22 protein-coding genes are annotated in these 22624 nt (G+C 59.3%); 14 read left to right on the forward strand and 8 right to left on the reverse strand.

Annotated features, from left to right (window positions below; translation table 11 throughout):
- Positions 1–20 precede the first annotated feature (20 nt).
- From IG616_RS06690 to IG616_RS06710, 5 genes are all read right to left on the reverse strand, one after another.
- Complete coding sequence (locus IG616_RS06690) at positions 21–1145, reverse strand: ABC transporter ATP-binding protein (protein WP_192147367.1); 1125 nt, start codon at positions 1143–1145, stop codon at positions 21–23.
- 105 nt (positions 1146–1250) lie between these two features.
- Positions 1251–2486, reverse strand: a complete 1236-nt coding sequence (locus IG616_RS06695) for an ABC transporter substrate-binding protein (protein WP_246476149.1) — start codon at positions 2484–2486, stop codon at positions 1251–1253.
- A 43-nt stretch (positions 2487–2529) separates the two neighbouring features.
- Positions 2530–3387, reverse strand: a complete 858-nt coding sequence (locus IG616_RS06700) for a carbohydrate ABC transporter permease (protein WP_192147368.1) — start codon at positions 3385–3387, stop codon at positions 2530–2532.
- Positions 3384–4268: a carbohydrate ABC transporter permease gene (locus tag IG616_RS06705; protein ID WP_192147369.1), complete on the reverse strand. Its 885-nt coding sequence runs from the start codon at positions 4266–4268 to the stop codon at positions 3384–3386. The genes IG616_RS06700 and IG616_RS06705 overlap by 4 nt, the downstream gene beginning before the upstream one ends.
- Before the next feature lie 10 nt (positions 4269–4278).
- Entirely contained in the window at positions 4279–5463 is a 1185-nt protein-coding gene (locus IG616_RS06710) for a Gfo/Idh/MocA family protein (RefSeq protein WP_192147370.1), read from the reverse strand.
- A 429-nt stretch (positions 5464–5892) separates the two neighbouring features.
- Between IG616_RS06710 and IG616_RS06715 the strand changes: the two genes are divergently transcribed.
- From IG616_RS06715 to IG616_RS06730, 4 genes are read left to right on the forward strand one after another with little or no spacing between them, the layout of a single operon-like run.
- Positions 5893–6645 (forward strand): GntR family transcriptional regulator, encoded by a 753-nt coding sequence (locus IG616_RS06715; protein WP_192147371.1) that lies wholly within the window; start codon positions 5893–5895, stop codon positions 6643–6645.
- 18 nt (positions 6646–6663) lie between these two features.
- Positions 6664–7689 (forward strand): SIS domain-containing protein, encoded by a 1026-nt coding sequence (locus IG616_RS06720; RefSeq protein ID WP_192147372.1) that lies wholly within the window; start codon positions 6664–6666, stop codon positions 7687–7689.
- Entirely contained in the window at positions 7686–8867 is a 1182-nt protein-coding gene (gene nagA, locus IG616_RS06725) for an N-acetylglucosamine-6-phosphate deacetylase (protein WP_192147373.1), read from the forward strand. Before IG616_RS06720 ends, nagA begins: the two co-directional genes overlap by 4 nt.
- Positions 8864–9778 (forward strand): ROK family protein, encoded by a 915-nt coding sequence (locus tag IG616_RS06730; protein WP_192147374.1) that lies wholly within the window; start codon positions 8864–8866, stop codon positions 9776–9778. The genes nagA and IG616_RS06730 overlap by 4 nt, the downstream gene beginning before the upstream one ends.
- Before the next feature lie 72 nt (positions 9779–9850).
- Here IG616_RS06730 and IG616_RS06735 read toward each other — a convergent pair whose 3' ends face one another.
- Positions 9851–11512 (reverse strand): sulfatase-like hydrolase/transferase, encoded by a 1662-nt coding sequence (locus IG616_RS06735; RefSeq protein WP_246476150.1) that lies wholly within the window; start codon positions 11510–11512, stop codon positions 9851–9853.
- A 45-nt stretch (positions 11513–11557) separates the two neighbouring features.
- Between IG616_RS06735 and IG616_RS06740 the strand changes: the two genes are divergently transcribed.
- Positions 11558–12505 (forward strand): lysylphosphatidylglycerol synthase transmembrane domain-containing protein, encoded by a 948-nt coding sequence (locus tag IG616_RS06740; RefSeq protein WP_192147375.1) that lies wholly within the window; start codon positions 11558–11560, stop codon positions 12503–12505.
- Here IG616_RS06740 and IG616_RS06745 read toward each other — a convergent pair.
- Positions 12502–13263 carry a CDP-alcohol phosphatidyltransferase family protein gene (locus IG616_RS06745; protein WP_192147376.1) on the reverse strand — a complete coding sequence of 254 codons (762 nt, stop codon included), beginning with the start codon at positions 13261–13263 and terminating at the stop codon, positions 12502–12504. The genes IG616_RS06740 and IG616_RS06745 overlap by 4 nt on opposite strands.
- 197 nt (positions 13264–13460) lie before the next feature.
- Here IG616_RS06745 and IG616_RS06750 point away from each other — a divergent pair, with 197 nt between their 5' ends.
- Genes IG616_RS06750 through IG616_RS06765 form a run of 4 tightly spaced genes read left to right on the forward strand, consistent with a single transcriptional unit; the run spans position 13461 to position 16741 of the window.
- Positions 13461–14462, forward strand: coding sequence for a zinc-dependent alcohol dehydrogenase (locus tag IG616_RS06750; protein WP_209007326.1), 1002 nt, complete (start codon positions 13461–13463; stop codon positions 14460–14462).
- Positions 14463–14499: 37 nt separating this feature from the next.
- On the forward strand, positions 14500–14898 hold the full coding sequence (locus tag IG616_RS06755) for a 6-pyruvoyl trahydropterin synthase family protein (RefSeq protein ID WP_192147377.1): 399 nt from the start codon (positions 14500–14502) through the stop codon (positions 14896–14898).
- Entirely contained in the window at positions 14895–15947 is a 1053-nt protein-coding gene (locus IG616_RS06760) for a glycosyltransferase family 4 protein (RefSeq protein WP_192147378.1), read from the forward strand. Before IG616_RS06755 ends, IG616_RS06760 begins: the two co-directional genes overlap by 4 nt.
- Positions 15944–16741, forward strand: coding sequence for a class I SAM-dependent methyltransferase (locus IG616_RS06765; RefSeq protein ID WP_192147379.1), 798 nt, complete (start codon positions 15944–15946; stop codon positions 16739–16741). The genes IG616_RS06760 and IG616_RS06765 overlap by 4 nt, the downstream gene beginning before the upstream one ends.
- A gap of 15 nt (positions 16742–16756) precedes the next feature.
- Here IG616_RS06765 and IG616_RS06770 read toward each other — a convergent pair whose 3' ends face one another.
- Positions 16757–17281, reverse strand: a complete 525-nt coding sequence (locus tag IG616_RS06770) for a cytochrome b (protein WP_192147380.1) — start codon at positions 17279–17281, stop codon at positions 16757–16759.
- Positions 17282–17684: 403 nt separating this feature from the next.
- Here IG616_RS06770 and IG616_RS06775 point away from each other — a divergent pair, with 403 nt between their 5' ends.
- The 5 genes from IG616_RS06775 (at position 17685) to IG616_RS06795 (ending at position 22622) form a co-directional block, all read left to right on the forward strand.
- Positions 17685–18410, forward strand: a complete 726-nt coding sequence (locus tag IG616_RS06775; protein ID WP_192147381.1) for a GntR family transcriptional regulator — start codon at positions 17685–17687, stop codon at positions 18408–18410.
- A 238-nt stretch (positions 18411–18648) separates the two neighbouring features.
- A complete protein-coding gene (gene dctP, locus IG616_RS06780; protein WP_192147382.1) occupies positions 18649–19710 on the forward strand; it encodes a TRAP transporter substrate-binding protein DctP in 1062 nt (353 codons plus the stop codon).
- Positions 19711–19728: 18 nt separating this feature from the next.
- Complete coding sequence (locus tag IG616_RS06785) at positions 19729–20244, forward strand: TRAP transporter small permease subunit (RefSeq protein ID WP_192147383.1); 516 nt, start codon at positions 19729–19731, stop codon at positions 20242–20244.
- Between the two features lie 4 nt (positions 20245–20248).
- On the forward strand, positions 20249–21562 hold the full coding sequence (locus IG616_RS06790) for a TRAP transporter large permease (RefSeq protein ID WP_192147384.1): 1314 nt from the start codon (positions 20249–20251) through the stop codon (positions 21560–21562).
- 100 nt (positions 21563–21662) lie between these two features.
- Positions 21663–22622 (forward strand): dihydrodipicolinate synthase family protein, encoded by a 960-nt coding sequence (locus IG616_RS06795; RefSeq protein WP_192147385.1) that lies wholly within the window; start codon positions 21663–21665, stop codon positions 22620–22622.
- The last annotated feature ends 2 nt before the right edge of the window (positions 22623–22624 follow it).

Here is a 22624-nt window from a genome sequence, read left to right on the forward strand (position 1 = left end):
GGGGCCGGTTTTTTTAATGTCTACTGACTTGCAAGCTGGTCGAGGTCGATCTCGGTGAGCGCGGTGCGGCGCTCAAGAGCATTCTCATTCGCATCGAACAGGTGGCAGTCGGCGGCGTTGAAACCGATGGTGACCGGCTTGTCGACGACAACGGGGGCCGCTCCCGGAAGCAGGGCGCTGAAACGGTCGTCGCCACTGGTCGAGGAATAGACGATCGTGTTGACGCCCAGGCGCTCGACCACGGTCGGGGTGATCTGGAAGTCCAGTTCGCCCTTGCCGATGAATGTGTGTTCTGGCCGGATGCCGAGGGTCAGGCTGCTGCCGACCAGATCCTTGCGTGGTTCGACGGGAATGGTGACATCCCGGCCGAGGCAATGGACGGTAACACCTTCGTCGCTGACAGCCTTGCAGGTGGCCGGCAGGAAATTCATCTTCGGATTGCCGATGAAGCCCGCCACGAACATGTTCTGCGGCTTGTGATAGAGCTCGAGCGGCTTTCCGGTCTGGGCGATATAGCCGCCGTTCAGAACCACGATGCGGTCTGCCATGGTCATGGCTTCCACCTGGTCGTGGGTCACGTAGATCATGGTCGCTGCGAGATCGTGGTGCAGCTTGGTCAGTTCGATCCGCATGTCTGCGCGCAGGGCGGCATCAAGGTTGGACAGCGGTTCATCGAACAGGAAGATCTTGGGTTCGCGCACAATCGCGCGGCCGATGGCAACACGCTGGCGCTGGCCGCCGGACAGCATGCCGGGTTTCTGCTGCAGGCGCTGGTCGAGCTGGAGCACCTGGGCAACGCTCTCCACCTTTTCCTTGATCTGCGCTTCGGGCATCTTTTCCACGCGCAGCGGGAAGGCGATGTTCTCAAAGACCGACATATGCGGATAAAGCGCATAGGACTGGAACACCATTGCGATACCGCGGTGGACCGGAGCAAGGTGGTTGACCTTCAGGCCATCAATGACAATGTCGCCCGCGGTGGCATCGTCCAGCCCGGCAATGATGCGCAGAAGCGTGGACTTGCCACAGCCGGAAGGGCCGACGAAGACAACGAACTCGCCGTCCTGAATATCGAGTGTGACACCCTTGATAACGTCAAGATCCCCGAAGGACTTGGTTACCTTGTTGAGATAGAGCTGTCCCAAGACTGACCTCTTTCCATCACTGCCATCTGTTCAGGCAATGAGACTGGGCGTGGGCGGTGCTTGCCGCCGCAACCGGTTAGGGCTGCGGCGGCGCGCCAACGCGGCTTACTTGTACTGCTCGAGGTCGGCAGCGGCTTTTTCGAGAGCGGCCTTCGGTTCGGCCTGGCCGGTCACGACAGACTGAACCATCTCGATCATCACGTTCTGGAAGCCCTTGTAGTCCGTGAAGAGCGGTTCCGGACCAGCATTGGAAATGCCGTCGATGAACGGCTCCCAGTACGGATCCTTCTTGACGAATTCATCCACTTTTTCGGACGGACGCAGCGGGGTCAGACCGGCGCCGCCCTGCAGTTCAAACTCACCCTGCGGACCAGGAGAGGTGATGTACTTGGCAAATTCGACTGCCTTTTCCTCAACGCCCGACCCCTTGAAGATGGCCAGACTGTCGGTGATCAGCAGGGTACCGGGACCGGTAGCGGACGGGCCAAGCGGCAAGGTCGTGACGCCCCAATCAAGGCCGGCATCGATTGCACGCACAGCAGCGCCGGAGCTGTTCTGAATCATCGCAACCTTGCCGTCCAGCCAGATGGCGCGGATTTCGTTCTGCTCGTAAGCGGTCGGGCCTTCGACGGAATAGGGGGTGATGTCCTTGTAGGCCTGAAGGGCTGCGAGAACTTCCGGGCTGTCCATCACGATGTTGCCTTCACCGTCGATGACCTTGCCGTTGTTGGTGTACACCCAATGCAGGAACTGGTGCATGGTGTTGTCAAAGGTTTTGGCAGGCAGACCATAGCCGGGAATACCTGTCTTTTCCTTGATGATCTTCGCGAATTCGATCTCTTCGGCCCAGGTTTTCGGCGGAACCTCGGGGTCAAGGCCAGCTTCCTTGAACAGGGCTTTGTTCCAGAACAGTGCCTTTGTTGAGAAGGCAATCGGAACGCCCCACTGGGTGCCGTCGAAGGTAACCGTGTCGACGATGTTCGGATAGTAGCTTTCCTTCTCCTCGTCGGTCATCGGAACGTCGATGATGAGGTCGTTCTCGGCCAGCTGCTTCAGCGTGCGTGAGCCGACATAAGCCATGGCGACCGGGGAGCCAGCTGCGGCGAGGGTTGTTGCCTTGTCCTGGCACTGAGCCCAGCCGACGACTTCCGGCGTAACCTTCCAGCCCGGGTTCTTGCCTTCCCATTCCGCGATGTACTTCTCGTGGATCGGGTCGATCTTGTCGCCGCAATAGATCCAGCTGATTTCCTGGTCAGCGGCCAGGGCACTCAAAGAGCCGGCAGTTGTGGCTCCAAGAAGAGCGAGGGCGCAAACCCCGAGCTTCATCGATGTCAGTTTCATTGTCTGTATCCCCATACTCTGGTGTGGATTCTCGTTGTTTTTCTTATTTCACCGCGCCAGCGGTCAGCCCGCTGACGAGATATCTTTGCAGGAAGAAGATCACGATCATGGCGGGTGCAATGCCGACAAAGCTTGCTGCCATGAGTTCGTTCCAGATCACTTCCTGGCGGCCGAAATAGGCGAACAGCCCGATCGGCAAAGGCATGTATTCCGTCTTGGAATTGAAGGTCAGCGCAAAAATGAACTGCTGCGCATAGGCCCCGATGAAGGTGGTAATGGCGACGACCGTAATCCCTGGCATTGCCAGCGGCAGGATCACGCGCCGGAAGGTGTAGAAGCGGCTCGCGCCGTCCACATAGGCGGCTTCTTCCAGTTCCCTCGGGATGCGCACCATGTAGGTCCGCAACAGCCAGATGGCCGTCGGGATCAGGAACGCAACGCCGGGAATGATCATCGCTGCATAGGTGTTGAGCGCGCCCATCGACCGCATCAGCCGGAAAAGAGGGATCAGCAGCACTGCGCCCGAGAACATGTTGACCGCGAGAAAGGCTCCGAGCAACGGTCCACGGCCGGTAAACTCGAACCGGGCGAAGGCATAGGCCGCCGGAACCACAAGCACCAGAACGATGGCGGTCGCGATGGAGGAGATGAAGAGGGAGTTGAAGACGTAGAGGGCAAAGCCCGGAACGCTGTCCCACATGGTCACATAGGCGTCGAACGAGCCGTTCTCCGGCCAGAACCGGTAGGGAGAGGAGAACAGGCGGCTCAAGGGTTTCAGCGACACCAGGAAGCCTTCGACAAAGGGAGAGAGAACGAAGATCAGGAACAGGGCGATCCCTGCATAGATCGCGATCGTCTCGTACCACTTGTAGCGGTTGATCATGGCCGTCTGATTGCTCATCGTGCCGTCTCCGTCGAAAGCCGGTTGGTCACCCGGAAGTAGAAGAAGCAGAAGATCGACAGGAAGATGCAGATCAGCACGGCACGGGCAGCGCCCTCGCCATATTTGTAGGAGCCGATTGCGGTCTTGTAGGTGTCGATGATCATGGTCGTGGTGGAGCCGCTCGGGCCGCCCTGGGTCAGGATCCAGATGATGTCGAACGAGTTGAAGGTCGAGATCAGCGAGATCATGGACATGGTGATCAGGGAGGGGACCAGAAGCGGCAGGGTGATCCGGCGGAAGCGGTACATGCGCCCCGCGCCATCGGTCCAGGCAGCTTCATAGAGATCCTGCGGAATGGCCTGGATCGAAGCCAGCATATAGAGCGTTACCATGGGCACGCCGATCCATACGTCTGTGACAATGGTTGCCCAGAAAGCCGTCGTGCCATAGGCGAGGAATGCGACAGGCCCATCGACCAGACCCCAGTTCTGCAGCATGCCGGAAATCATCCCGAACTGGCCGTTATACATCCAGCCCCACATGAAGATGCCGATGGCCATGGGAACGATCCAGGGCGGCATGGTCAGGATGCGGAACAGCGCGCGGCCGGGAACGGCGGTGTTGAGCATGATCGCGCCGAAGGTGCCGATGATCATCTTGATCAGCACCGAAAAGAACGTCCAGATGAACGTCCTGATGATGACGGCTGCGAAGGTCTCGTTGAAGATCTTGTCGTAGTTGAGCCAGCCGACATACTTGTAGGTCTTGCGCAGCGACGCATTGGTGAAGGACAGGTTCACCGTGTCGATCAGGGGATAGATGACGATTGCCGAGATGTAGAGAACTGCGGGAAGCAGCAGCATCCAGGCAAAGATGACGGCACTCCGCTTGACGTTCATCGTGCTCCCCTCAAGCTGACTTCAGCGGGCGCTGCTCTGCAGCTGCACCGTTCAAGGCCTCGTCATACCGTTGCCAGACCGGCGCGAGATCGATGACCTTCCGGGTCTTTCGGGCTTCGTCCATGGTCAGTGCCAGAATGCCAGCTTCGAGGGCATCTAGGGCCGAGACAGGAAGGGCTGCGCCATCGCACACGTGTTTCAAGACGTCCTCTGCCATCTGCTCGTCCGCGCCGTAGTGATGCGAGGTTGCGCTTGGCGCCTGATAGCTTTTGCCAATCAGTTTCGCGTTATCGCGTGCATTGTGCACATCGAGGAAGCCGCGCACGAAATCGCCCTCTGCCATCCCCTTTGCGCCGATCACGCAGAAACGGCGGAACTCGTCCGGAACATTGATGTTGGTGTGAAAGGTCATGGACACGCCGTTCTCATATTCGACAATGGCGGTCTGGTAGTCGACGATGTCGCCGTCGCTGTCGAAGACATTGTCCGCGCCGAGCCAGCCGCTTGGCTTCCGGTGATAGACCTCCAGATCATTGACCCCGTCGTTCGCAGGCGCGTTTTGCGGCGTGAAGCTCTTGCGGCCGCCGAAGCTGGCCACGAAACGCGGCCTTGCGCCAACAACGCCATTGTAAAGGTCGAGGTCGTGGCAGCATTTTTCCAGCATGAAGCTGCCGGCGTAGTTTTCATAGCGCCGCCAGTCGCGCATGAAGAAGGCGCCGTGATAGGGCTGGATGTGCTCGGAGGCCTCGATGGAGACGACCTCGCCGAGCAGACCATCCTGCTGGGCCTTGCGCAGATCCTTGTAAAGCGGGGAGTAACGCAGAACCAGGCCGACCAGAAGACGCTCGTGGCCATGCTGATGGAGGAGTTCGGCGAGCTCATAGCTCTGTTCGACCGTCATGACGATCGGCTTTTCGCTGAAGACCTTCAGACCGGCTTCAAGACCAATCCGGATGTGCTCAAGGTGAAGATGGTTCGGGGAGCCGATCATCAGCAGATCCATCTCCTCGTTTGCGATCAGCTCTTGAGGTGAGGCATAGGCTTTGCCAGCGGAAATGCCTTTTTCCTCAAGCATGGGCAGTCCGGCCGGCGCTGGGTCGACGTAACCAACGATTTCAAAATCCGGATCCATCTGATCGAAAACGAACCCGAGATAGCCGAGACGGAATCCCAGACCGATAATTCCAACCTTCATTCCTGACGCCCTCTGAGCTTGTAATTTATTTTCTTGAAGTTGCGACAAATCGCGGTGACCGTCAACATGGAACCGCCTTCAATGTGATATTATGAAAATTAATTTCACATCTGCGGCGCGCATTCCGGATTTTCCGGATTTGTGTGCGGAAGGTCATGATCCCCGGAACCGTCGCGGAACCTTGGGCTGATCAAAACCAATTTCTGATACCAATGCAATACCAGAATTGCGCCAGTTAATGCCGCGTTAATGGGCTTTCTAGAAAAATCGCATTAAATCAATTGCTTGAGGTTTGAAAAATATTCAAACGGCGAAAACTCGAAAAAAATGTTCGACAGATCGCAGTTTGGTATTTATTTGGTATTCAAAGCTGCCGCGGTGATTTATCTCGCGGCGGATGGGTGCGATTTTGCGCCGGAGAAGGGCGTTATGAGCGGTATTTCAGGGCTTCAGGGATTTCAGGAGCGTTTCGACGGCCCTCTCTACATGCGCCTAAAGCTGGCTTTCGAGGCCTTCATCCATGCGCGTCAGCTACAGCAGGGCGATGCGCTTCCTTCCGAGAGAGATATTTCCGAGATCTGCAATGTGTCCCGCGTCACCGTGCGCCGGGCCATTGATGCGCTGGTCGATGAGGGGGCTCTTGTCCGCCGGCATGGGTCTGGCACGTTCGTCGCCGCGCCCCGCGAGCGTATCGATCAGCCGCTGTCTTGCGCGACCTCGTTTTCCGAAGACATGGCGCGACGCGGTATGGTGTCGTCTTCGCGCTGGCTAGACCGGGGCCTTTATCTCCCCAGTTCTGATGAGATGATGAGCTTAGGTCTGACCGGCAACAGTAAGGTTGCCCGTCTCAAACGGCTTCGTCTTGCGGATGGTGTGCCGGTCGCCTTGGAAAATGCGTCTTTGCCTTCCGATATTCTGCCGGACCCTGAAAAGGTGGATCTGTCCCTTTATGCGCATCTTGCAAGTCTGAAGGCCCGTCCGGTGCGTGCCGTGCAGCGCATCTCGGCCCGCTTGCTGACCTCAGAAGAGGCGCGGCTTCTGGCCGTGCCGGAAGGCGAGGCTGGCCTTGCCGTTCACCGGCTTGCGTATCTCAGCAGTGGCAGAGCCATTGAAACGACCAAAACCCTTTATCGCAGTGACCTTTATGATCTTGTCGCCGAGCAGATCATCGCGCCTGCCTGAACCAAAACCGGAAAGTTCATGACGCAATCCCACATGCTCCAGGAAGTTCACGAGATTCCGGACGCTCTCGAGCGGCTGTTCTCAAAGTCCGCAGGTGCTCTGAGCGCTTGTGGAGCGCAATTCCGGGAACTTGATCCGGCCGTTGTTGTGACCATTGCGCGGGGAACTTCCGACCATGCTGCCGGTTTCCTGAAATATGCGATCGAATTGCAGGCCGGTGTTCCGGTCGCCTCGATAGGGCCATCTCTTGCGTCGATCTATCAGCGTTCCCTGAAGCTCAAGAATGCTGCCGCAATTGCCATTTCACAGTCGGGCAAGAGCCCGGACATTGTCGCCTTGGCCCAATCAGTCACGGACAGCGGCGCGCGTTCGGTCGCTCTGGTGAATACGGTTCCCTCGCCGCTTGCCTCGGCTTGCTCGGTGACGGTTCCTCTCGAAGCCGGACCGGAACTGGCTGTCGCAGCGACCAAGTCCTATGTCGCCTCTGTCGTTGCAGGGCTCGCGATCCTTGCTGAGTGGACGCAGGACGATGCTTTGAAGGCGGCGCTTTCAAAGCTGCCGGATCATTGCCGCCAGGCATTGGATTTGGACTGGGGAAGTCTTACCAGCAGCCTCGTAGAAGCTCAGTCACTCTATTTCCTGGGCCGCGGCCCGTCCCTTGCTGTTGCTGCGGAAGCAGCGCTGAAGTGCAAGGAAACCTGCGAGCTTCACGGCGAGGCCTATTCCTCGGCAGAGGTCCTGCACGGGCCTGTGTCGCTGGTTGGGAGCGGCTTCCCCGTGCTGGTGTTTGCGGCTGCCGATGCGGCTGAGGCCTCAGCAGCGGGCGTTGCCGACAAGCTGGCGGAAAAGGGCGGCACAGTGTTTTCAACCTCGCCGCTTTCGCGTGTGGCAACGGTTCTGCCGACGGTCCGTACAGGGCATCCACTGACAGATGCGCTGATCCAGATTGTGCCCTATTACAAGATGGTGGAGCGCCTGTCGTTCCTTCGCGATCTCAACCCCGACGCCCCTGCCGCCCTTCAGAAAGTAACAGAGACCCTATGAGTTCAAGAGCCGAACCGGCTGGTGATCAGGCATTTGCTGGCGCCCGGATTTTCGATGGCCAATCCTGGCATGATGGCAAGGTGCTCGAGGTTTGCGAGGGCGAGATTACCGGGATTTCCTCTGAAACCAATGCAACGGACTTGCACCAGTTGCCGGAAGGCAGCCTTATCGTGCCGGGCTTTGTAGACCTGCAGGTGAATGGTGGTGGCGGTGTTCTGTTCAACAATGACCTAACGGTCTCTGGCATCGAGACCATTTGCCAGGCCCACCGTCAGTTTGGCACCACGGCACTTCTGGTGACCTTGATCACGGACACGCCGGAGAACACCCGGCTGGCTATCGCCGCGGGTATTGAGGCTGCAAAGAAGGGTGTTCCCGGATTTGCAGGGCTGCATCTGGAGGGACCGCATTTATCTCTCGCCCGCAAGGGGACCCATGCGCCGGAGCTGATCCGTCCGATGACCGATGCGGATCTGGCCTTGATTCTGGAGGCGGTGAGAGAGCTGCCCTGCTTGCTGGTCACGCTCGCGCCGGAGAATGCGACGCCAGATCAGGTCCGCAAGCTTGTGGAAGACGGTGTGGTGGTCAGCCTCGGCCATAGCGATGCAGGTGTCGCGCAAATCAAGCCGTTCGTACAGGCTGGTGCGTCCATGGTGACGCATCTCTATAATGCCATGAGCCCGTTGCAGCACCGGGAACCGGGGATGGTCGGGGCTGCGCTGTGCTTCGGCGAACTGAGCTGCGGTCTGATTGCTGATGGCCATCATGTTGATCCGCTGGCGATAAAGGTCGCTCTCAAGGCAAAGCAGGGGCCGGGCCAGATCTTTCTCGTGACCGATGCCATGTCTTCCATCGGCTGGGATGGGGACAGTTTTCAGCTCAATGGCCGCGAAGTTTTCCGGCGGGACGGCAAACTGACGCTGGCCGATGGAACTCTGGCCGGTGCGGATATCGACATGCTGTCCTGTGTCCGCTTTATGGCCGGCTGTATCGGCATGGAGCTGGATGACGTGTTGAAAATGGCAAGCCTTTACCCAGCCCGGGCGGCGCACCTGTCCGCGGTTGGAAGTCTGACCACGGGTAAACGGGCTGACTTCCTGGTTCTGAATTCCGACCTGACCATTCACGCCAGCATTTGCGGCGGTCAGTGGCAGGAGCACGGCAAGGGTTCCGCATGATCGTCTGTTTCGATATCGGTGGCACGGCCATCAAGGGGGCCTATGCGACCACCCCGGAAGGCATTCAGCCTTTGCCCAGGATTCCGACACCGGGGCATGATCTGGATGCCTTCGTGGCCGCTCTTGCGTTCGTAGTTGATGCCGCTCCGGAGCCGGTCGAGGCGGTGTCCCTGTCTATCGCCGGGGTGATTGATCCAGACACCCGTCAGGCGATCGTTGCCAATATTCCATGCATTCACGGTGTCCGTCTGCAGGAAGAATTGGAGCGCCGCCTGTCACTGCCGGTGGTGGTGGCCAATGACGCAGATTGCTTCGCGATGGCGGAAGCCGGCTTTGGGGCCGGGCAGGGCCATGAAGTCGTCTTTGGGGTGATCCTCGGGTCTGGCGTCGGCGGCGGGCTTGTGGTTCGCGGCCGTCTGATCAACGAAGGCGGCGGCTATGCCGGAGAGTGGGGGCACGGTCCCATCTCGGCGACAACAGCGGGAGCTGGCGGGCATTCGGTTCCGCAGTTTGCCTGCGGCTGTGGTCAAACCGGATGCCTGGATGCCATTGGCAGTGCCCGGGGACTTGAGCGTCTCGACAAGCATCTGCATGGCCGCGAGCTCTCCAGCGTGGAGATTATCGCTGCGTGGGAAGAGGGGGATGAAAGAGCGGCTGAAACGGTCGATGTCCATGTCGATATTCTCTCTGGACCGCTCGCTGTTCTCATCAACACTACCGGTGCGTCCCGCGTTCCTGTCGGGGGCGGGTTGTCCAACGCGACCGGTTTGATCGAACGGCTGGATGCGGCAACGCGCAGCAAGACCCTTCGACGGTTTACTTCCCCGCTCGTCGTGCCTGCTGCTTGCACCATCGAGCCGGGCTTGATCGGCAGCGCGATCCTTGGGTTTCAAAAGAGCTCCCAGGCGTAGTGCTTGTGTCCTGACGGAGTTGTGGGGCCGCGCATCATGGGTGCGTTTCCGGGGGAGACCTGTCTCAAGCTCTCAATTTACCGGAGTGGCCGCATTCCCGCTGAGTGCCTCTATAAGGACCTGTCGCAGGCGGTCCATCCGGATTGAGGCGGTGTTTGAGTCAGGCAGAAGTCCTGCCGTGAAGCCAGTCTTCTCCAGTCTTGTGATCAGCTCTTTGTCACGGCTGATGACATGCACCGGAACCTCACGGGAGGCATTCTCGCCGGTCACAATCTCTGCTGGCTGGTGGTCGCCGAGGATGATGAAAACAGCGTCCTGCCCGAAGCGGCTGATATACTCTCCAAGCGTTGCCAGCGAATAGTCGATGGTGCGGATGTAATGATCGCGGATTTGAACGGGATCGGACCAGACCGCCTCTGGCGTTTCGCCGGATGTTGCTTGTTGGTTGAAAACTGTTCCATCTCCCACGGCTTGCCAGTCAATCAGATGCGCTACAGGTGTCCAGGGCGCGTGGCTTGAAATCAAGGCGATTTCCGCCATCATGGGCTTGCCGCTGGCGTGGGCTGGCATGCGGGAAAGGCGCTCAAAGGCTGTGAGCGTGTATTGATCCGGCATGGTGACCCAGTTGAAGGGCTTGCCGCGATAGCCTAGATCCTTCGCGGTCAGGACCTGATCATAGCCAAAGAAGTTCTTTTCCGGCCAATCCATCGTGATGGCAGGCATGATGGCGCTCGTCTGCCAGCCCGCCTTTGAAAACATCCGGTTGAGGCTTGTCCATTGACTGGACATCAGCCGGTCATAGCGGGCCTGATTGTCTACCCAGAGACCGGACAGCAGCGTTCCATGGGCGAGCCAGCTCAGCCCGGCGACGGTCGGCGAGCCTGACCACAGGCTGGCTGAGTAAATTCCCTCTCCGCTGAGCGTGGTTTCGATGTCTTTCAGCCTGGGGGCGGTCAGGGATCTGAAGGACGGGTTCTCAAGGGCGCTGCGGCCATAGGATTCGATGAAGACAAGAACGACATCCTTTCCCTTGATGGCTTGAAACAGATTGTCCTGAGAAGAGGGCGGCGGTGCCGCCAGCTCCGTTTCAAAAGCCTGCAGGTCGCTCGCAGCCTGAACTGTTCTAACCAGTCCGACACTGATGTCACGGGCGGCGTGAAAGGTTCCTAACGGTATCCTCTCTGTTGCTGGAGGAAAGACGGTCAAGGCCGCGGTCAGAGCCGAAGCGCCCGCGAAGCAGAGGGTGAGCGTCCGCCGCATCGGACGTGCGGTGTTGATCAAGCTTGTCTGCGCCCGCCAGAGCAGAAATCCGGCTCCCGCGCATGCGCTCAAGATCAGGGCGATCGCCAATGAGGTTCTGAGAACGCCAAACGTGGTGGACAGGAACAACCAGCCGTTCTTCACCAGCGTCGCATCTAGATAGAGGTTGAATGGCCGCTGAAAGGCAGTTTGAACGCCCAGGTCCGCCAGCTTCAGAACAAGAAGCATAAGCAGCGTGATCGTTATGAATGCGGCGGTTGGCTTAGCCAGCTTCCTTGGGAGCAGCAGCAAGACAAGCCCGGCAAGCGGCACTTCAAGCGGAATGCGCAGAAACCACGGGCCGGAAAGCCCAGCAGGATAAGCCGGAAGGGCCAGAATGACGAATGCTGTCGTGGCGAAAAGGATTGCGGATGTCAGGATCTTGAAAGCGGATTGTGTCTGCTCTCTCTTGCCGGTCCTTGAATTCCGCGCCATGACAGGTTTCTTCCGCCTTGCTGTCCGATAGGGCGGCCAACCTAAATGAAAGTGGCAGGCTTGCCCATCCTCAGCATTCTTTCCGTTGTCTTCTGCTGTTGCATCCTGATTCTGGTGCTGGTTTTTGCCGGTCCCGCAGGGATCCTGGATAATTTCAGTCATGTCTCTTCGGGCTTTCTGATTGCGGGCCTTGTTCTCGTTCAGACGCAGATCTGGTTGTCGGCGGTGCGCTGGCGTTTTACAGCGGCGCGGTTGGGACAGGAGTTGCCGCTTGGGCGGGCGCTGGGTGAATATTACGTCAGCTCGGCGCTGAACCTCGTTTTGCCAGGCGGTGTTGCAGGGGACGCGCTGCGAGCCTACCGGGTGCGTACCGATACACCCGGTGGCTGGAAGCGGCCCGCATCCGCGGTTGTTCTGGAGCGGGCCTCCGGGCAGCTGGCGTTTTTCCTGCTGGCTGGAAGCGGTCTGATTGCGTGGCCCGTGTTTCTGGCCGGCCGTCTGCCTGTGGAGTTCCGTCCTCTCCTGGCCGGCTTTTGGGTGGTGGCGGGTCTGCTTGCCTTGATTGGGGCTGCGCTTTTCCGGTGGGTTCTGCTGCCGCGGTACCAAACCATTGCGCAGGACCTGGCGGAAGTGTTCTGGCGGAAAGGCGCATTCTTCGTCCAGTTCGGGCTGAGTGCATTGATCGTCGCATCTTACGCCGCGACCTTTCTTCTTGCGTCCGAGGCCGTTGGTGCGCCTTTGCCGCCGCTGGCGGCTGTGACCATTGTGCCGCTCTGCCTTTTGTCCATGGTGTTGCCTGTCAGCGTTGGCGGTTGGGGAACGCGGGAGGCCGCGGCTGCGGCCTTGTGGCCTCTCTTCGGACTGACGGCCGCGCAAGGCGTATCGGCCAGTCTGCTTTATGGGGCGCTGTGTCTTGTTGGCGCAGCTGTTCCAGCTGCGGCAATTGCGCTCTGGAGCTTTGCCCGGCGCGGACCGGGAAGCCGGAAAATTTAGGCCTCACCCACCCAGAGTGCACGCAGATCCACCGCAAAGGAGTAGGCGAGGAGGGACAATGCCCCAGCGGCGATAAGGGTCGAGACCGGCGGCACGATGAACGGCAGCAGCAGGAGACACAAGGCGCCGACCTGCACTACGCAAATGAGCTGCCGGCGGAAGGACGGGGAGAGGGACCCGCGAAGACGCGGAAGCGCCACTTGAGCCAGGACAAAGGCATAGCGCATCAGGCCAATGCCAAGCACCCAAAGGCCTGCCTTGCCCAGAATGAAGGCTGCGGCGGACAGGATCAGGATCAGAAGCGCATCTGTTTCCATGTCGAACCGGGCGCCAAGATCGGACGCTTCGCCGTTCCGCCGGGCGAGATAGCCATCAACGCCGTCGAGAAGGAGGGCTGCAGAGGTGAGGGCAGCCAGTCCCCAGAGCAACTGGTTGGAGGATGCGATGTTATCTGCCAGGAGCACCGTTGCCCCTGCCAGGCAGACCATCGCCGCGCGGATGGCGGTGACAAGATTGGCCGCACCCAGTTTGGGATGGGGATGATGGCGCAAACCGCCAAGCACTAGCGCGTAAATGCAGAACAAGGCGGCTGCTGCGGCAGCCGGGGCGGCAAGGCCGAGACCGGGATGCAAACCCGCATAGGCAAAGACGGCGATCGCGGCTGCAAACACCGCGCCCAATGTTTTCAATGCGCTTGCCCTCAGCGGAGACGAAACGGCATGTGCGCTCCTGTTTTCCGGCCCCGGGATGCAGGACATGGTGAAACTCCTTCGTTGCTCACTTTATGTGAGTGCCCGGTTTACGCGGCAAGGTTCTTTGCGGACCTGTCACAAAAATGTTTGTGAGCGGGCAGCTGTTGGATGAACCTCTGGAGCTGTTTGCGGCACTATATGATAAAAGACTGAGCCGTCTTGGGTTTTTGGTTGATCCAAGACGTTGAACAAAGTGAAGACCCTTGAACAGACCTCATTCCAAGTCCGGAGCAAGCGGCGTGACCTGTGCTCAGTCTTTCTGGATTTCCAAGGCAAAGACCTCAGAGCTTCGAACCGAAGACCTCGCGCGCCCGGAGCGGGGGCAGGTCCGGGTGAGAACGCTGTTCAGCGGGATCAGCCGGGGGACTGAGTCCCTTGTCTTCAAAGGCCAAGTGCCGGAAAGCGAGCATGAGCGCATGCGCGGTCCGCATATGGGCGGCGCTTTCCCGTTTCCGGTCAAATATGGCTATTCGGCAGTTGGGCTGGTTGAGGATGGCCGTTCGGACCTCGTGGGCCGGACCGTCTTTTGTCTGCATCCCCACCAGGACAGGTTTGTCGTCTCTGAGGATGCTCTGCGCCTTGTTCCTGAAACCATACCGCCGGAACGTGCCGTTCTCGCGGCGAATATGGAAACGGCGCTTAATATTCTCTGGGATGCAGAGGTGCTGCCTGGAGACAGGGTAGCTGTGTTCGGGGCAGGCGTCGTTGGCGCGCTCGTTGCCTTTCTGGCGAGCCGTATTCCCGGAACGGAGACTGTGCTGGCTGACCCAAATCCAGCCCGGGAGGTTCTGACGTCCCGGCTCGGTCTTCAGTTTGCCAAGCCCGACCACTTGTCCGGCGCGTTCGATGTCCTGATCAATGCATCCGCTTCCGGGCAGGCCCTGTCGTCGGCTATTGAGTGCGCAGGCTTGGAAGCGCGCGTCGTCGAGGCAAGCTGGTATGGTGAGATGCCTGTTTCCCTTGCTCTTGGCGGAGCGTTTCATGCGCGCCGCCTGTCGCTTGTCAGCTCACAGGTGGGGACGATCCCGGCCCGGCAGCGGGCCCGCTGGGACTATGCCCGCCGCATGGGGAAAGCTTTGAGCCTTCTGGAAGACCCCAGGCTGGATGCGCTGATCTCCGGCGAAACCCGGTTTCAGGATCTGTCAGAAGCCTATGAAGGCATCCTGACGGATCCAGCAACGCTTTGCCATCGTATCCGCTACTGACACCCTTTCAATTCACTTCCTGAGAAAGTTTGTTTGCATGTTTGCAGTTGAAGTCCGCGACCACATCATGATCGCCCATAGCCTGCCGCGCCCGGTCTTTGGTCCGGCGCAAGGCATGCATGGTGCGACTTTTGTGGTCGACGCCGCATTTTTCACCAAGGATGTTGATGAGGATGGCCTTGCCGTCGACATTGGCGCGGCAACCGAGGTTCTCGGGGCTGTACTTAAGCCGTTGAACTATCAGAACCTTGATGAAGTCGAACTGTTCCGGGGCAAGGTCACCACGACGGAAGTCATCGCCAAGCATATTTTCGATCAGCTGGCCGAAGCTGTCCGGGACAAGAAGCTGGGCGAGGGCAGCCACCGGATCTGCAGGCTGAAGGTTACCTTGCATGAATCCCATGCTGCCCGCGGGTGGTATGAGGCTGATCTTTGAACCTCTCTCTGACCTTTGCCTATCCGGGAGATCTGGAGCTGCGCACCGGTGGCTATGGCTACGACCGGCGCGTGATTCAGGGACTTCGCGACCTCGGCTGGACAGTGGATCTTTTGTCTCTGGGCGAGGGGTTTCCCTTTCCGTCTGGGGAGACAAAGCTGGAGGCTGAACGGCGTCTCTCGGCCCTGCCTGATGACACTCTGGTTCTGATTGATGGTCTGGCCTATGGCGTTCTGGACGATTGGGCAGCCCAGGAAAACGCGCGGCTGAAGATCGCAGCGCTGGTCCATCATCCGCTTGCTTTGGAGACAGGGCTTGAGCCCAAGCAGGCCGAAAGGTTCCGGCGCAGTGAGAGGGCTGCCTTGGCCCACTCTGCTGCGGTCATCGTGACCTCGCCGATGACCGCCAAGGAACTCGCTGCGAATTTTGGCGTCCCCCGGGACAGCATTACCATTGCCATTCCGGGAACCGACCCGTCAGCAGGCCCGCGGCGAGACAGACAGCCGGACGAGCCTTTGCAGATCCTCTCTGTCGGCACGCTGACCCGCCGAAAGGGGCATGATGTCCTGATCAAGGCGCTGAAGCTGATTGAGGACCTGCCCTGGGAAGCAAAAATCATCGGCAGCAGGACATTGGATCCGCAAATTGCCGAAGAGCTGGATGCTCTGGCCGCCGGGCTCGGACTTGGTGGCCGGATTGATTTGCCGGGCGAGTGCAGCGACAGCCGCTTGTTGATGGCCGAGGCGGATATCTTCGCTCTTGCGAGCCGCTACGAAGGCTTCGGCATGGTGTTTGCCGAGGCGCTCGTGGACGGGTTGCCGATCGTCGCCTGCAGCGCAGGCGCGGTTCCCGATGTGGTGCCTGAAACAGCGGGGCAACTGGTTCCGGCCGATGATCCGGCGGCCTTCGCCGATGCGCTCCGTGTGCTGGTTTCTGATGATGACGCGCGCTTGCGCTATGCGGACGGGGCTAACGAGGCCGGCAGGCTTTTGCCTGGCTGGCCGGAAACTGCCCGGCTGATTGCCGATAGGCTGGAGACCCTTCTATGAGCGGATTTGACCCGCGCTGGCTGGCGCTTCGCGAACCCGTGGATGGTCTTGCCAGAGACAGGACGCTTGCTGAGGCTGCCGCTGACTGGCTCACCGGCAAGGTGAATTCTCCCCAAGTGCTGGATATCGGCTGCGGGACCGGCTCGACATGGCGCGCGCTTTCACCGGTCTTTCCGAAGACGGTCCGCTGGACCCTTCTGGATAATGACGGGACACTTTTGGCCGAGGCGGCCCGGCAGATCGGAGACACCGCGCAGGTTTCCTATTGCCAGCATGATCTGAACGACATCGCCGGGCTGCCGCTGGATGGCGTCTCGCTGCTGACAGCATCCGCGCTGTTTGACCTTTGCTCGGAGGATTTCTGCAAGGCCTTCGTCAAACAAGTGGCTCTCGAGGGATCCGGCGTCTATGCCGCGCTCAACTATGACGGGGTGATGCGCTGGTCTATCGAGCATCCCCTGGATGGAGCTGTCGTCGACGCCTTTAACCGGCACCAGCGGACAGACAAGGGGCTGGGACCTGCTCTCGGTCCTGATGCAGCTCCCCGGCTTGCCGCTCTGTTGGAGGCGGAAGGCTATCGTGTCCGTCTGGCGGAAAGTCCCTGGAGGATGGGGCCTGAGGACGCTGAGCTTCAGGGCATGTTTCTCGATGGCTTCCGGCAGCCGCTGACAGAGATTGGCAACCTGCCGGAGAAGGACATCGAGGACTGGTTGTCCTTCCGGCTGGAGGCGCTGACTGCTGCCGGAAGCTTGTGCGAGGTCGGGCACTTCGACCTTCTGGCCCTGCCGTCCTGACCCCGCTGCTTGGTCTCAAATGATCCGGTAAAGGGTGGTGTCCCGCTTGATGATGTGATGCATCAGCACCGCGCCAATATGGAGTGCGAAGAGACCGAGAAGGATCCAGGCGCTCCAGGCGTGGATACCGGACAGGGTCCAGGCAATATCCGGCGTCTTGCCGATCGGGCTCCAGACCTCGACCAGGCCGAACCATTTGAGCGGGAAGCCATGGGCATTGGTGGCCAGGAAACCGCTGACCGGCATCAGGATCAGGAACAGGTAGAGCAGGCCGTGAACCGTATGGGCGGCGATCTGCTCGATTATCGGTCCGTCATGGTGCGGAGCGCGGCTTGTCAGTTTGACGCCAACGCGGACCAGCATGATCCAAAGCACCAGAAAGCCGAGGCTTTCGTGCACAAGGTAGAAGTCGAGAGACACCTCTTTCTTGGTAAAGCCGATCATGAGGCCGAGCGGCCAGGTGGCAAGCACGAGGGCGGCCACGATCCAGTGCAGCAGTCTTGCGGCGACCGAGTAACGGGGAATGCTGCCAATCGTCATGTTTGCAGATCTGTTTTGGTCCAGAACGGTCAATTCTCTCTCCCGGAATAAGGATCAGCAATCAGGTTTAGCCGCAGGTGCTGAGCACCGGTTGATCTTGCCCTGAAGAGCTGAGGTGAGTCTACTCATCCGGTAAGTAGTGCTACGGGGGCAAATGGTTCATCGCACGCGTTTGTTTTACGCAAAAGAGTTCAGGGATAAGCCTTTGCGGTGTCCCGGAGACGGCCAGCGGCGATCGCTGACGGCGCCGGCTTGAACCTTGCCATAGGCTGACGGATCTTTGCGGGGTGGATCGGCAGCAAACTGTGATCTATTGGCATTGAGATCTGTTAGGGCGTCGACAGAGCTGCATTTCCTTGCTCTGGTCCCCAAGTATAGTTTTCCCAGAAGCTGGAAATGACCAATGGAAGCGGACAGCAAGAGCAATGCGGCGGAGGCAGCAGGGGCAAAACCCCGGCGCGGGCACGGCGTTGCGACGGCTTATGACACGCTGAAGCAGGAGATCCTTGAGCTCAAGCTTCGTCCGGGCAGTCCGGTGGACGAGACGGAGCTTTCGGCCCGTTTCGGAATGTCCCGTACGCCGATCCGCGAGGCGCTGATCAAGCTGGCCAATGACGGTCTCGTGGTCACGCTGCCGAACCGCTCGACCATCGTCGCGCCGCTGGACTTCCTGGAACTTCCCAGCTTCTACGATGCCCTGACCCTGATGTACCGGGTGACAACACGTCTTGCGGCTCAGAACCGGACGGATGCGGAAGTGGTGCGGATCCGGAAATTCCAGGCCGATTATGCCGAAGCGGTGGCTGCCAAGGATGTCTCCCGGATGATCGAGGTCAACCGGCACTTCCATTCGATGATCGCCCGGGCGGGCAAGAACCGGTACTACATCGAGCTCTTCGACCGGCTGCTCGATGAAGGCCGCAGGCTGCTGCGTTTCTATTATTCCTCCTTTAATGACGAACTACCTCAGGTCTATCTGGATGAGCACGAGAAGATGGTCTGTGCTATTGAGGCGCGGGATGTGGAGATGGCAGACCGGATCGCCAAGCAGCATGCAGACCAGATCGTCCGGCAGATCCAGAGCTACATCGCCGATGACCGGCGGCTGAACAGCGGCATCGCTTTCTGAGTTCCGGCCCGAGGCACTTCCTTCTTTTTTCACAGTTTGGGACCTGAGAAACCGGCTTATCTCAATGGGTTGGACAAGGCGCATTTTGTCAGATTCTTTTTGTATTTTATTTGTCGACAAGAAATATATTTTGCCGTAGCTTGTTCCCAATAAGAGTTTCCGGCGGTCCAATTGGCGAACGGAACCCCCCTTTCCAGTTTGTGGGCGCTGAGCCCCGTGCATCAACAGGAGACGAATGATGTTTGATCGATTGAAGGCTTGGGGACTTGCGGTCTCCCTGCTGGCTGTGACGGCGCCCGCACTGGCGCAGGAGATTACCTGGCAGGTTCCGACCTCTGTTCCGGAAGGTTCGCCCTTCTATGTGAATTTCCTGGAGCGTTTCGCCGGCAATGTGAAGCTGATGACCAGCGGCCGGGTGGAGATCGAGCCCTTCGGCGCTGGCGTTCTCGTTCCTGCCCTTCAGGTCTATGATGGCGTCAAGGACGGTGTCATCCAGGCCGGTCACTCCACGCCGAGCTACCGGGTGAACCAGGATCCGGAAAACGCGATTTTCGCAGGCTTTCCGGGTGGTATGGGGCCGGAGGCTTTCATCACCTGGATCTATGAGGACGGCGGCAAGGAAGCTCTGTACGACTTCCGCGCCAAGGAAGGCTTCAAGAGCCTGATTGTGGGCATCGGATCCTCCGAAATCATGGCACATTCCAACGTGCCGGTGACCAAGGCCGAAGATCTCAAGGGCCTGAAGTACCGCACCTCGGGCCCATGGGCTGAAGTCATGAAGGAATATTTTGGCGCGGTGCCGACCGTTGTGCCGCCGGGAGAAATTTACACCCTCCTGCAGCGCAAGGGCGTTGACCTGATCGAGTGGGGCCCGCCCTCCGCAAACCTTCCGGAGGGCTTCCATGAAGCAGCCAAGTACATCATCGTTCCGGGCGTGCACCAGCCGACCTTCCTGTGGGAAGTGGTGCTGAAGCAGGAAACCTGGGATGCGGTGCCGGAAGACCTGAAGCCCCTGATCGAAAAAGCGGCTGAAGTGACGACCATGGAAGGCCTGATCCACTTCTACAGCGCCGACGTGAAGGCACTCGAAACCTACCGGACGGGCAAGAACGAGATCATCACGCTGGAGCCTGAGTTCATCAAGCAGCTGTCAGATGCCGGCAAGGACTGGGTTTCCAAGAAGGCTGAAGCCCAGAAGGCGGAAGGAAAGCCGGAAATGGCCGACCTGCTTGCAAACTATACCGCTTTCATGGACCGCTGGTCTGCTGAAAGCAGCTATCTTATCCGCAACGGTAAGTGATCTGGGAGGGGGATCAGGATGACGGGCCTTTTCAACGCGATAGATATGATTTCAAAAATCCTGTCGCGCATTGCGGAGGCTGTGACGCTCGTCCTGGTCGCCTCCATGATCTACGAAGTGGCGGCGCGTTACGTCTTTAACGCGCCGACCATCTGGGCCTTCGATATCTCCTACATGTGCACCGGCACGCTGTTCGTTCTGGGAGCCGCCTATGCACTGCGCGAAGATGCCCATGTGCGGATCGACTTCCTTGCTCAGAAGATGCCTCTCCGCCTTCGCGAATGGATCGAGGGTCTGGTGTTCGTCTGTCTTCTGACGCCGGTCTATGGCGGCCTTGCCTGGTTCGGGATCAAGCGCGCCTGGCGGGCTTTCGAGACCTCTGAGGTCGAGATGGTCAGCCCTTGGGCGCCGCTTGTCTGGCCTTTCTACGGTCTTCTGGCTCTCGGCCTTTCGGCTCTTACCCTTCAACTGGCGGTGCAGGGCCTGCGTGCCTTTGCTGGTGCGCCCAATGGCAGCTTCGAGCTGAAGGCCTGATCCGATGTCTGTCGCAGCCTTGATGTTCCCGCTTCTGTTCCTGCTCATTCTAGCAGGCATTCCAATCGCCCTGTCATTGACAATTGTGTCAGCGGGCGCTGGCATGATGGTCTTCGGACCAAATGTCTTCGCCCAACTCTACGGCTCCTTCTATTCCGCCGCGACCAACTTCATTCTGGCCGCCATCCCGATGTTCGTGCTGATGGGAGCCATTCTGGAACGGTCCGGCATTGCCGAGCGCCTGTTCAAGGTGATGCAGCTCTGGCTTGGCCGCTTGCCGGGTGGGCTTGCTGTGGCCACCATCGCCATGGGTGCGGTGTTTGCCGCGGCCGCTGGTGTTGTCGGGGCTGTGGAAGTGATGATCGGCATGATGGCCATCCCCGCCATGCAGCGCTTCCGATATTCCAATAGCCTGGTTGCCGGCACGATCTGCGCGGGCGGATCGCTCGGCACGATGATCCCGCCGTCGGTGATCGCGGTCATGTATGCCTCTCTTGCACAGATATCGGTCGGTGAATTGCTGGCGGGCATGATGTTCCCCGGCCTGCTGATGATCGTGCTCTTCATCGCCTATATCATTGTCCATGGCCTGATCTGGCCGCCGGAAAAGACTGAAGCCCAGGCAGAGATGGACGAGATCCCGCTCCGGGAGAAGGTCACCCTGACCATCACGTCGCTTCTGCCGATCTTCGCGCTAATCTTCGCAGTGCTCGGCTCTCTGCTGGCAGGCATTGCCTCGCCAACGGAAGCTGCCTCTGTCGGTGCGGTCGGTGCGCTTGCACTGTGTGTTGCCTATGGCCGCTTCAGCGTTGCGATGCTGCGGGAATCCCTTCAGATCACCGTCCGCATATCGGCAATGATCCTCCTTATCGTCGCTGCTGGCACCATGTTCATGGGCACTTTCGCGGCAAACGGCGGCTCGCGCCTCATCCGCAATGCGGTGGAAGCAGCAGGCTTTGGCGACGCAGGCATCATCATCTTCTTCCTGGTGATCGTGTTCCTGCTGGGCTTTGTGCTGGACTGGACGGCCAACGTGCTGATCTGTGTGCCGCTCTTCACGCCCATCATCCGCCAAACCGGCATTGATCCGGTGTGGTTCGGCACCATGGTGATCGTGGTGATCCAGACCAGTTACCTGACGCCGCCAATGGCGTCGTCGATCTTCTATCTAAAGTCGATCGCACCACCTGACATGACCTACGGCCAGATGTGCCGTGGTGTGGTGCCCTTCATTCTGCTGCAGCTCGTGACCCTGATCTTTCTCGCGCTCTTCCCGCAGCTTGCAACCTGGCTGCCGGAACAGATCGTGGGCTTCTGACGGACTTATAACAACCGCCGCCTCCTTTTGTGTGAGGCCGCAGACAAGACTTCTAGAATACCCCGGCACAGGCCGGGACCAGACCCTGAGGAACTGAAATATGGCTGATACGACTTTCACCGGCTGCATGCCGGCCCTGATGACCCCTTGCAAGGCCGACAGAACACCGGATTTCGATGCCCTGGTGAAGAAGGGCAAGGAGCTGATTGCCGTCGGCATGTCTGCCGTCGTCTATTGCGGTTCCATGGGGGACTGGCCGCTTCTGACCGACGACCAGCGCAAGGAAGGCGTTGCCCGTCTCACTGCTGCCGGCGTTCCGGTCGTTGTCGGTACCGGTGCGATCAACACCAAGAGCGCGGTCTCGTTGGCTGCCCATGCTGCTGAAGTTGGCGCGCGCGGCCTGATGGTCATCCCGCGCGTTCTCTCCCGCGGCACGTCCGTTTCAGCCCAGAAGGCGCATTTCAAGGCGGTCCTGTCGGCAGCGCCGAAGCTGCCGGCGGTGATCTACAACAGCCCTTACTATGGCTTTGCCACCCGGGCCGATCTTTTCTTCGAACTGCGCCGGGATCATCCGAACCTGATCGGCTTCAAGGAGTTCGGCGGGGCAGCGGATCTGCGTTACGCGGCAGAGAACATCACCTCACAGAGCGACGATGTGACCCTGATGATCGGTGTCGACACCAACGTCTTCCATGGCTTCGTCAATTGTGGCGCGACCGGTGCCATCACCGGCATCGGCAATGCCCTGCCTAGGGAAGTCCTGCATCTGACGGCGCTGTGTAAGCTGGCTGCAACTGGCCATGTGGAAGCCCGTGTGAAGGCAAAGGAACTGGATGAAGCCCTGCATGTCCTGTCCACCTTCGACGAAGGCCCGGATCTGGTGCTCTTCTACAAGCATCTGATGGTTCTGACCGGCGATGCGGAATACACGCTGCATTTCAATGAGGAGGATGCCCTCAATGACGCGCAGCGCAACTATGTCGAAGCCCAGTTCAAGCTCTTCCGCGATTGGTACGCGGGCTGGTCCAAGCAGCCGGGCATCGTGTCCGAGACCGCCTGACC

The organism is Roseibium litorale (assembly GCF_014842915.1).
Lineage (GTDB): Bacteria > Pseudomonadota > Alphaproteobacteria > Rhizobiales > Stappiaceae > Roseibium > Roseibium litorale.

Bases quoted from the DNA above. Each gene is read 5' to 3' on its own strand.
- IG616_RS06770 (WP_192147380.1), bottom strand. From the start codon at position 17,281: ATGACGATTGGCAGCATTCCCCGTTACTCGGTCGCCGCAAGACTGCTG.
- IG616_RS06785 (WP_192147383.1), top strand. From the start codon at position 19,729: ATGACGGGCCTTTTCAACGCGATAGATATGATTTCAAAAATCCTGTCG.
- IG616_RS06790 (WP_192147384.1), top strand. From the start codon at position 20,249: ATGTCTGTCGCAGCCTTGATGTTCCCGCTTCTGTTCCTGCTCATTCTA.
- IG616_RS06765 (WP_192147379.1), top strand. From the start codon at position 15,944: ATGAGCGGATTTGACCCGCGCTGGCTGGCGCTTCGCGAACCCGTGGAT.
- IG616_RS06715 (WP_192147371.1), top strand. From the start codon at position 5,893: ATGAGCGGTATTTCAGGGCTTCAGGGATTTCAGGAGCGTTTCGACGGC.
- IG616_RS06710 (WP_192147370.1), bottom strand. From the start codon at position 5,463: ATGAAGGTTGGAATTATCGGTCTGGGATTCCGTCTCGGCTATCTCGGG.
- dctP (WP_192147382.1), top strand. From the start codon at position 18,649: ATGTTTGATCGATTGAAGGCTTGGGGACTTGCGGTCTCCCTGCTGGCT.
- IG616_RS06730 (WP_192147374.1), top strand. From the start codon at position 8,864: ATGATCGTCTGTTTCGATATCGGTGGCACGGCCATCAAGGGGGCCTAT.
- IG616_RS06740 (WP_192147375.1), top strand. From the start codon at position 11,558: ATGAAAGTGGCAGGCTTGCCCATCCTCAGCATTCTTTCCGTTGTCTTC.
- IG616_RS06705 (WP_192147369.1), bottom strand. From the start codon at position 4,268: ATGAACGTCAAGCGGAGTGCCGTCATCTTTGCCTGGATGCTGCTGCTT.
- IG616_RS06795 (WP_192147385.1), top strand. From the start codon at position 21,663: ATGGCTGATACGACTTTCACCGGCTGCATGCCGGCCCTGATGACCCCT.
- IG616_RS06695 (WP_246476149.1), bottom strand. From the start codon at position 2,486: ATGAAACTGACATCGATGAAGCTCGGGGTTTGCGCCCTCGCTCTTCTT.
- IG616_RS06735 (WP_246476150.1), bottom strand. From the start codon at position 11,512: ATGGCGCGGAATTCAAGGACCGGCAAGAGAGAGCAGACACAATCCGCT.
- IG616_RS06775 (WP_192147381.1), top strand. From the start codon at position 17,685: ATGGAAGCGGACAGCAAGAGCAATGCGGCGGAGGCAGCAGGGGCAAAA.
- IG616_RS06755 (WP_192147377.1), top strand. From the start codon at position 14,500: ATGTTTGCAGTTGAAGTCCGCGACCACATCATGATCGCCCATAGCCTG.
- IG616_RS06700 (WP_192147368.1), bottom strand. From the start codon at position 3,387: ATGAGCAATCAGACGGCCATGATCAACCGCTACAAGTGGTACGAGACG.
- nagA (WP_192147373.1), top strand. From the start codon at position 7,686: ATGAGTTCAAGAGCCGAACCGGCTGGTGATCAGGCATTTGCTGGCGCC.
- IG616_RS06745 (WP_192147376.1), bottom strand. From the start codon at position 13,263: ATGTCCTGCATCCCGGGGCCGGAAAACAGGAGCGCACATGCCGTTTCG.
- IG616_RS06720 (WP_192147372.1), top strand. From the start codon at position 6,664: ATGACGCAATCCCACATGCTCCAGGAAGTTCACGAGATTCCGGACGCT.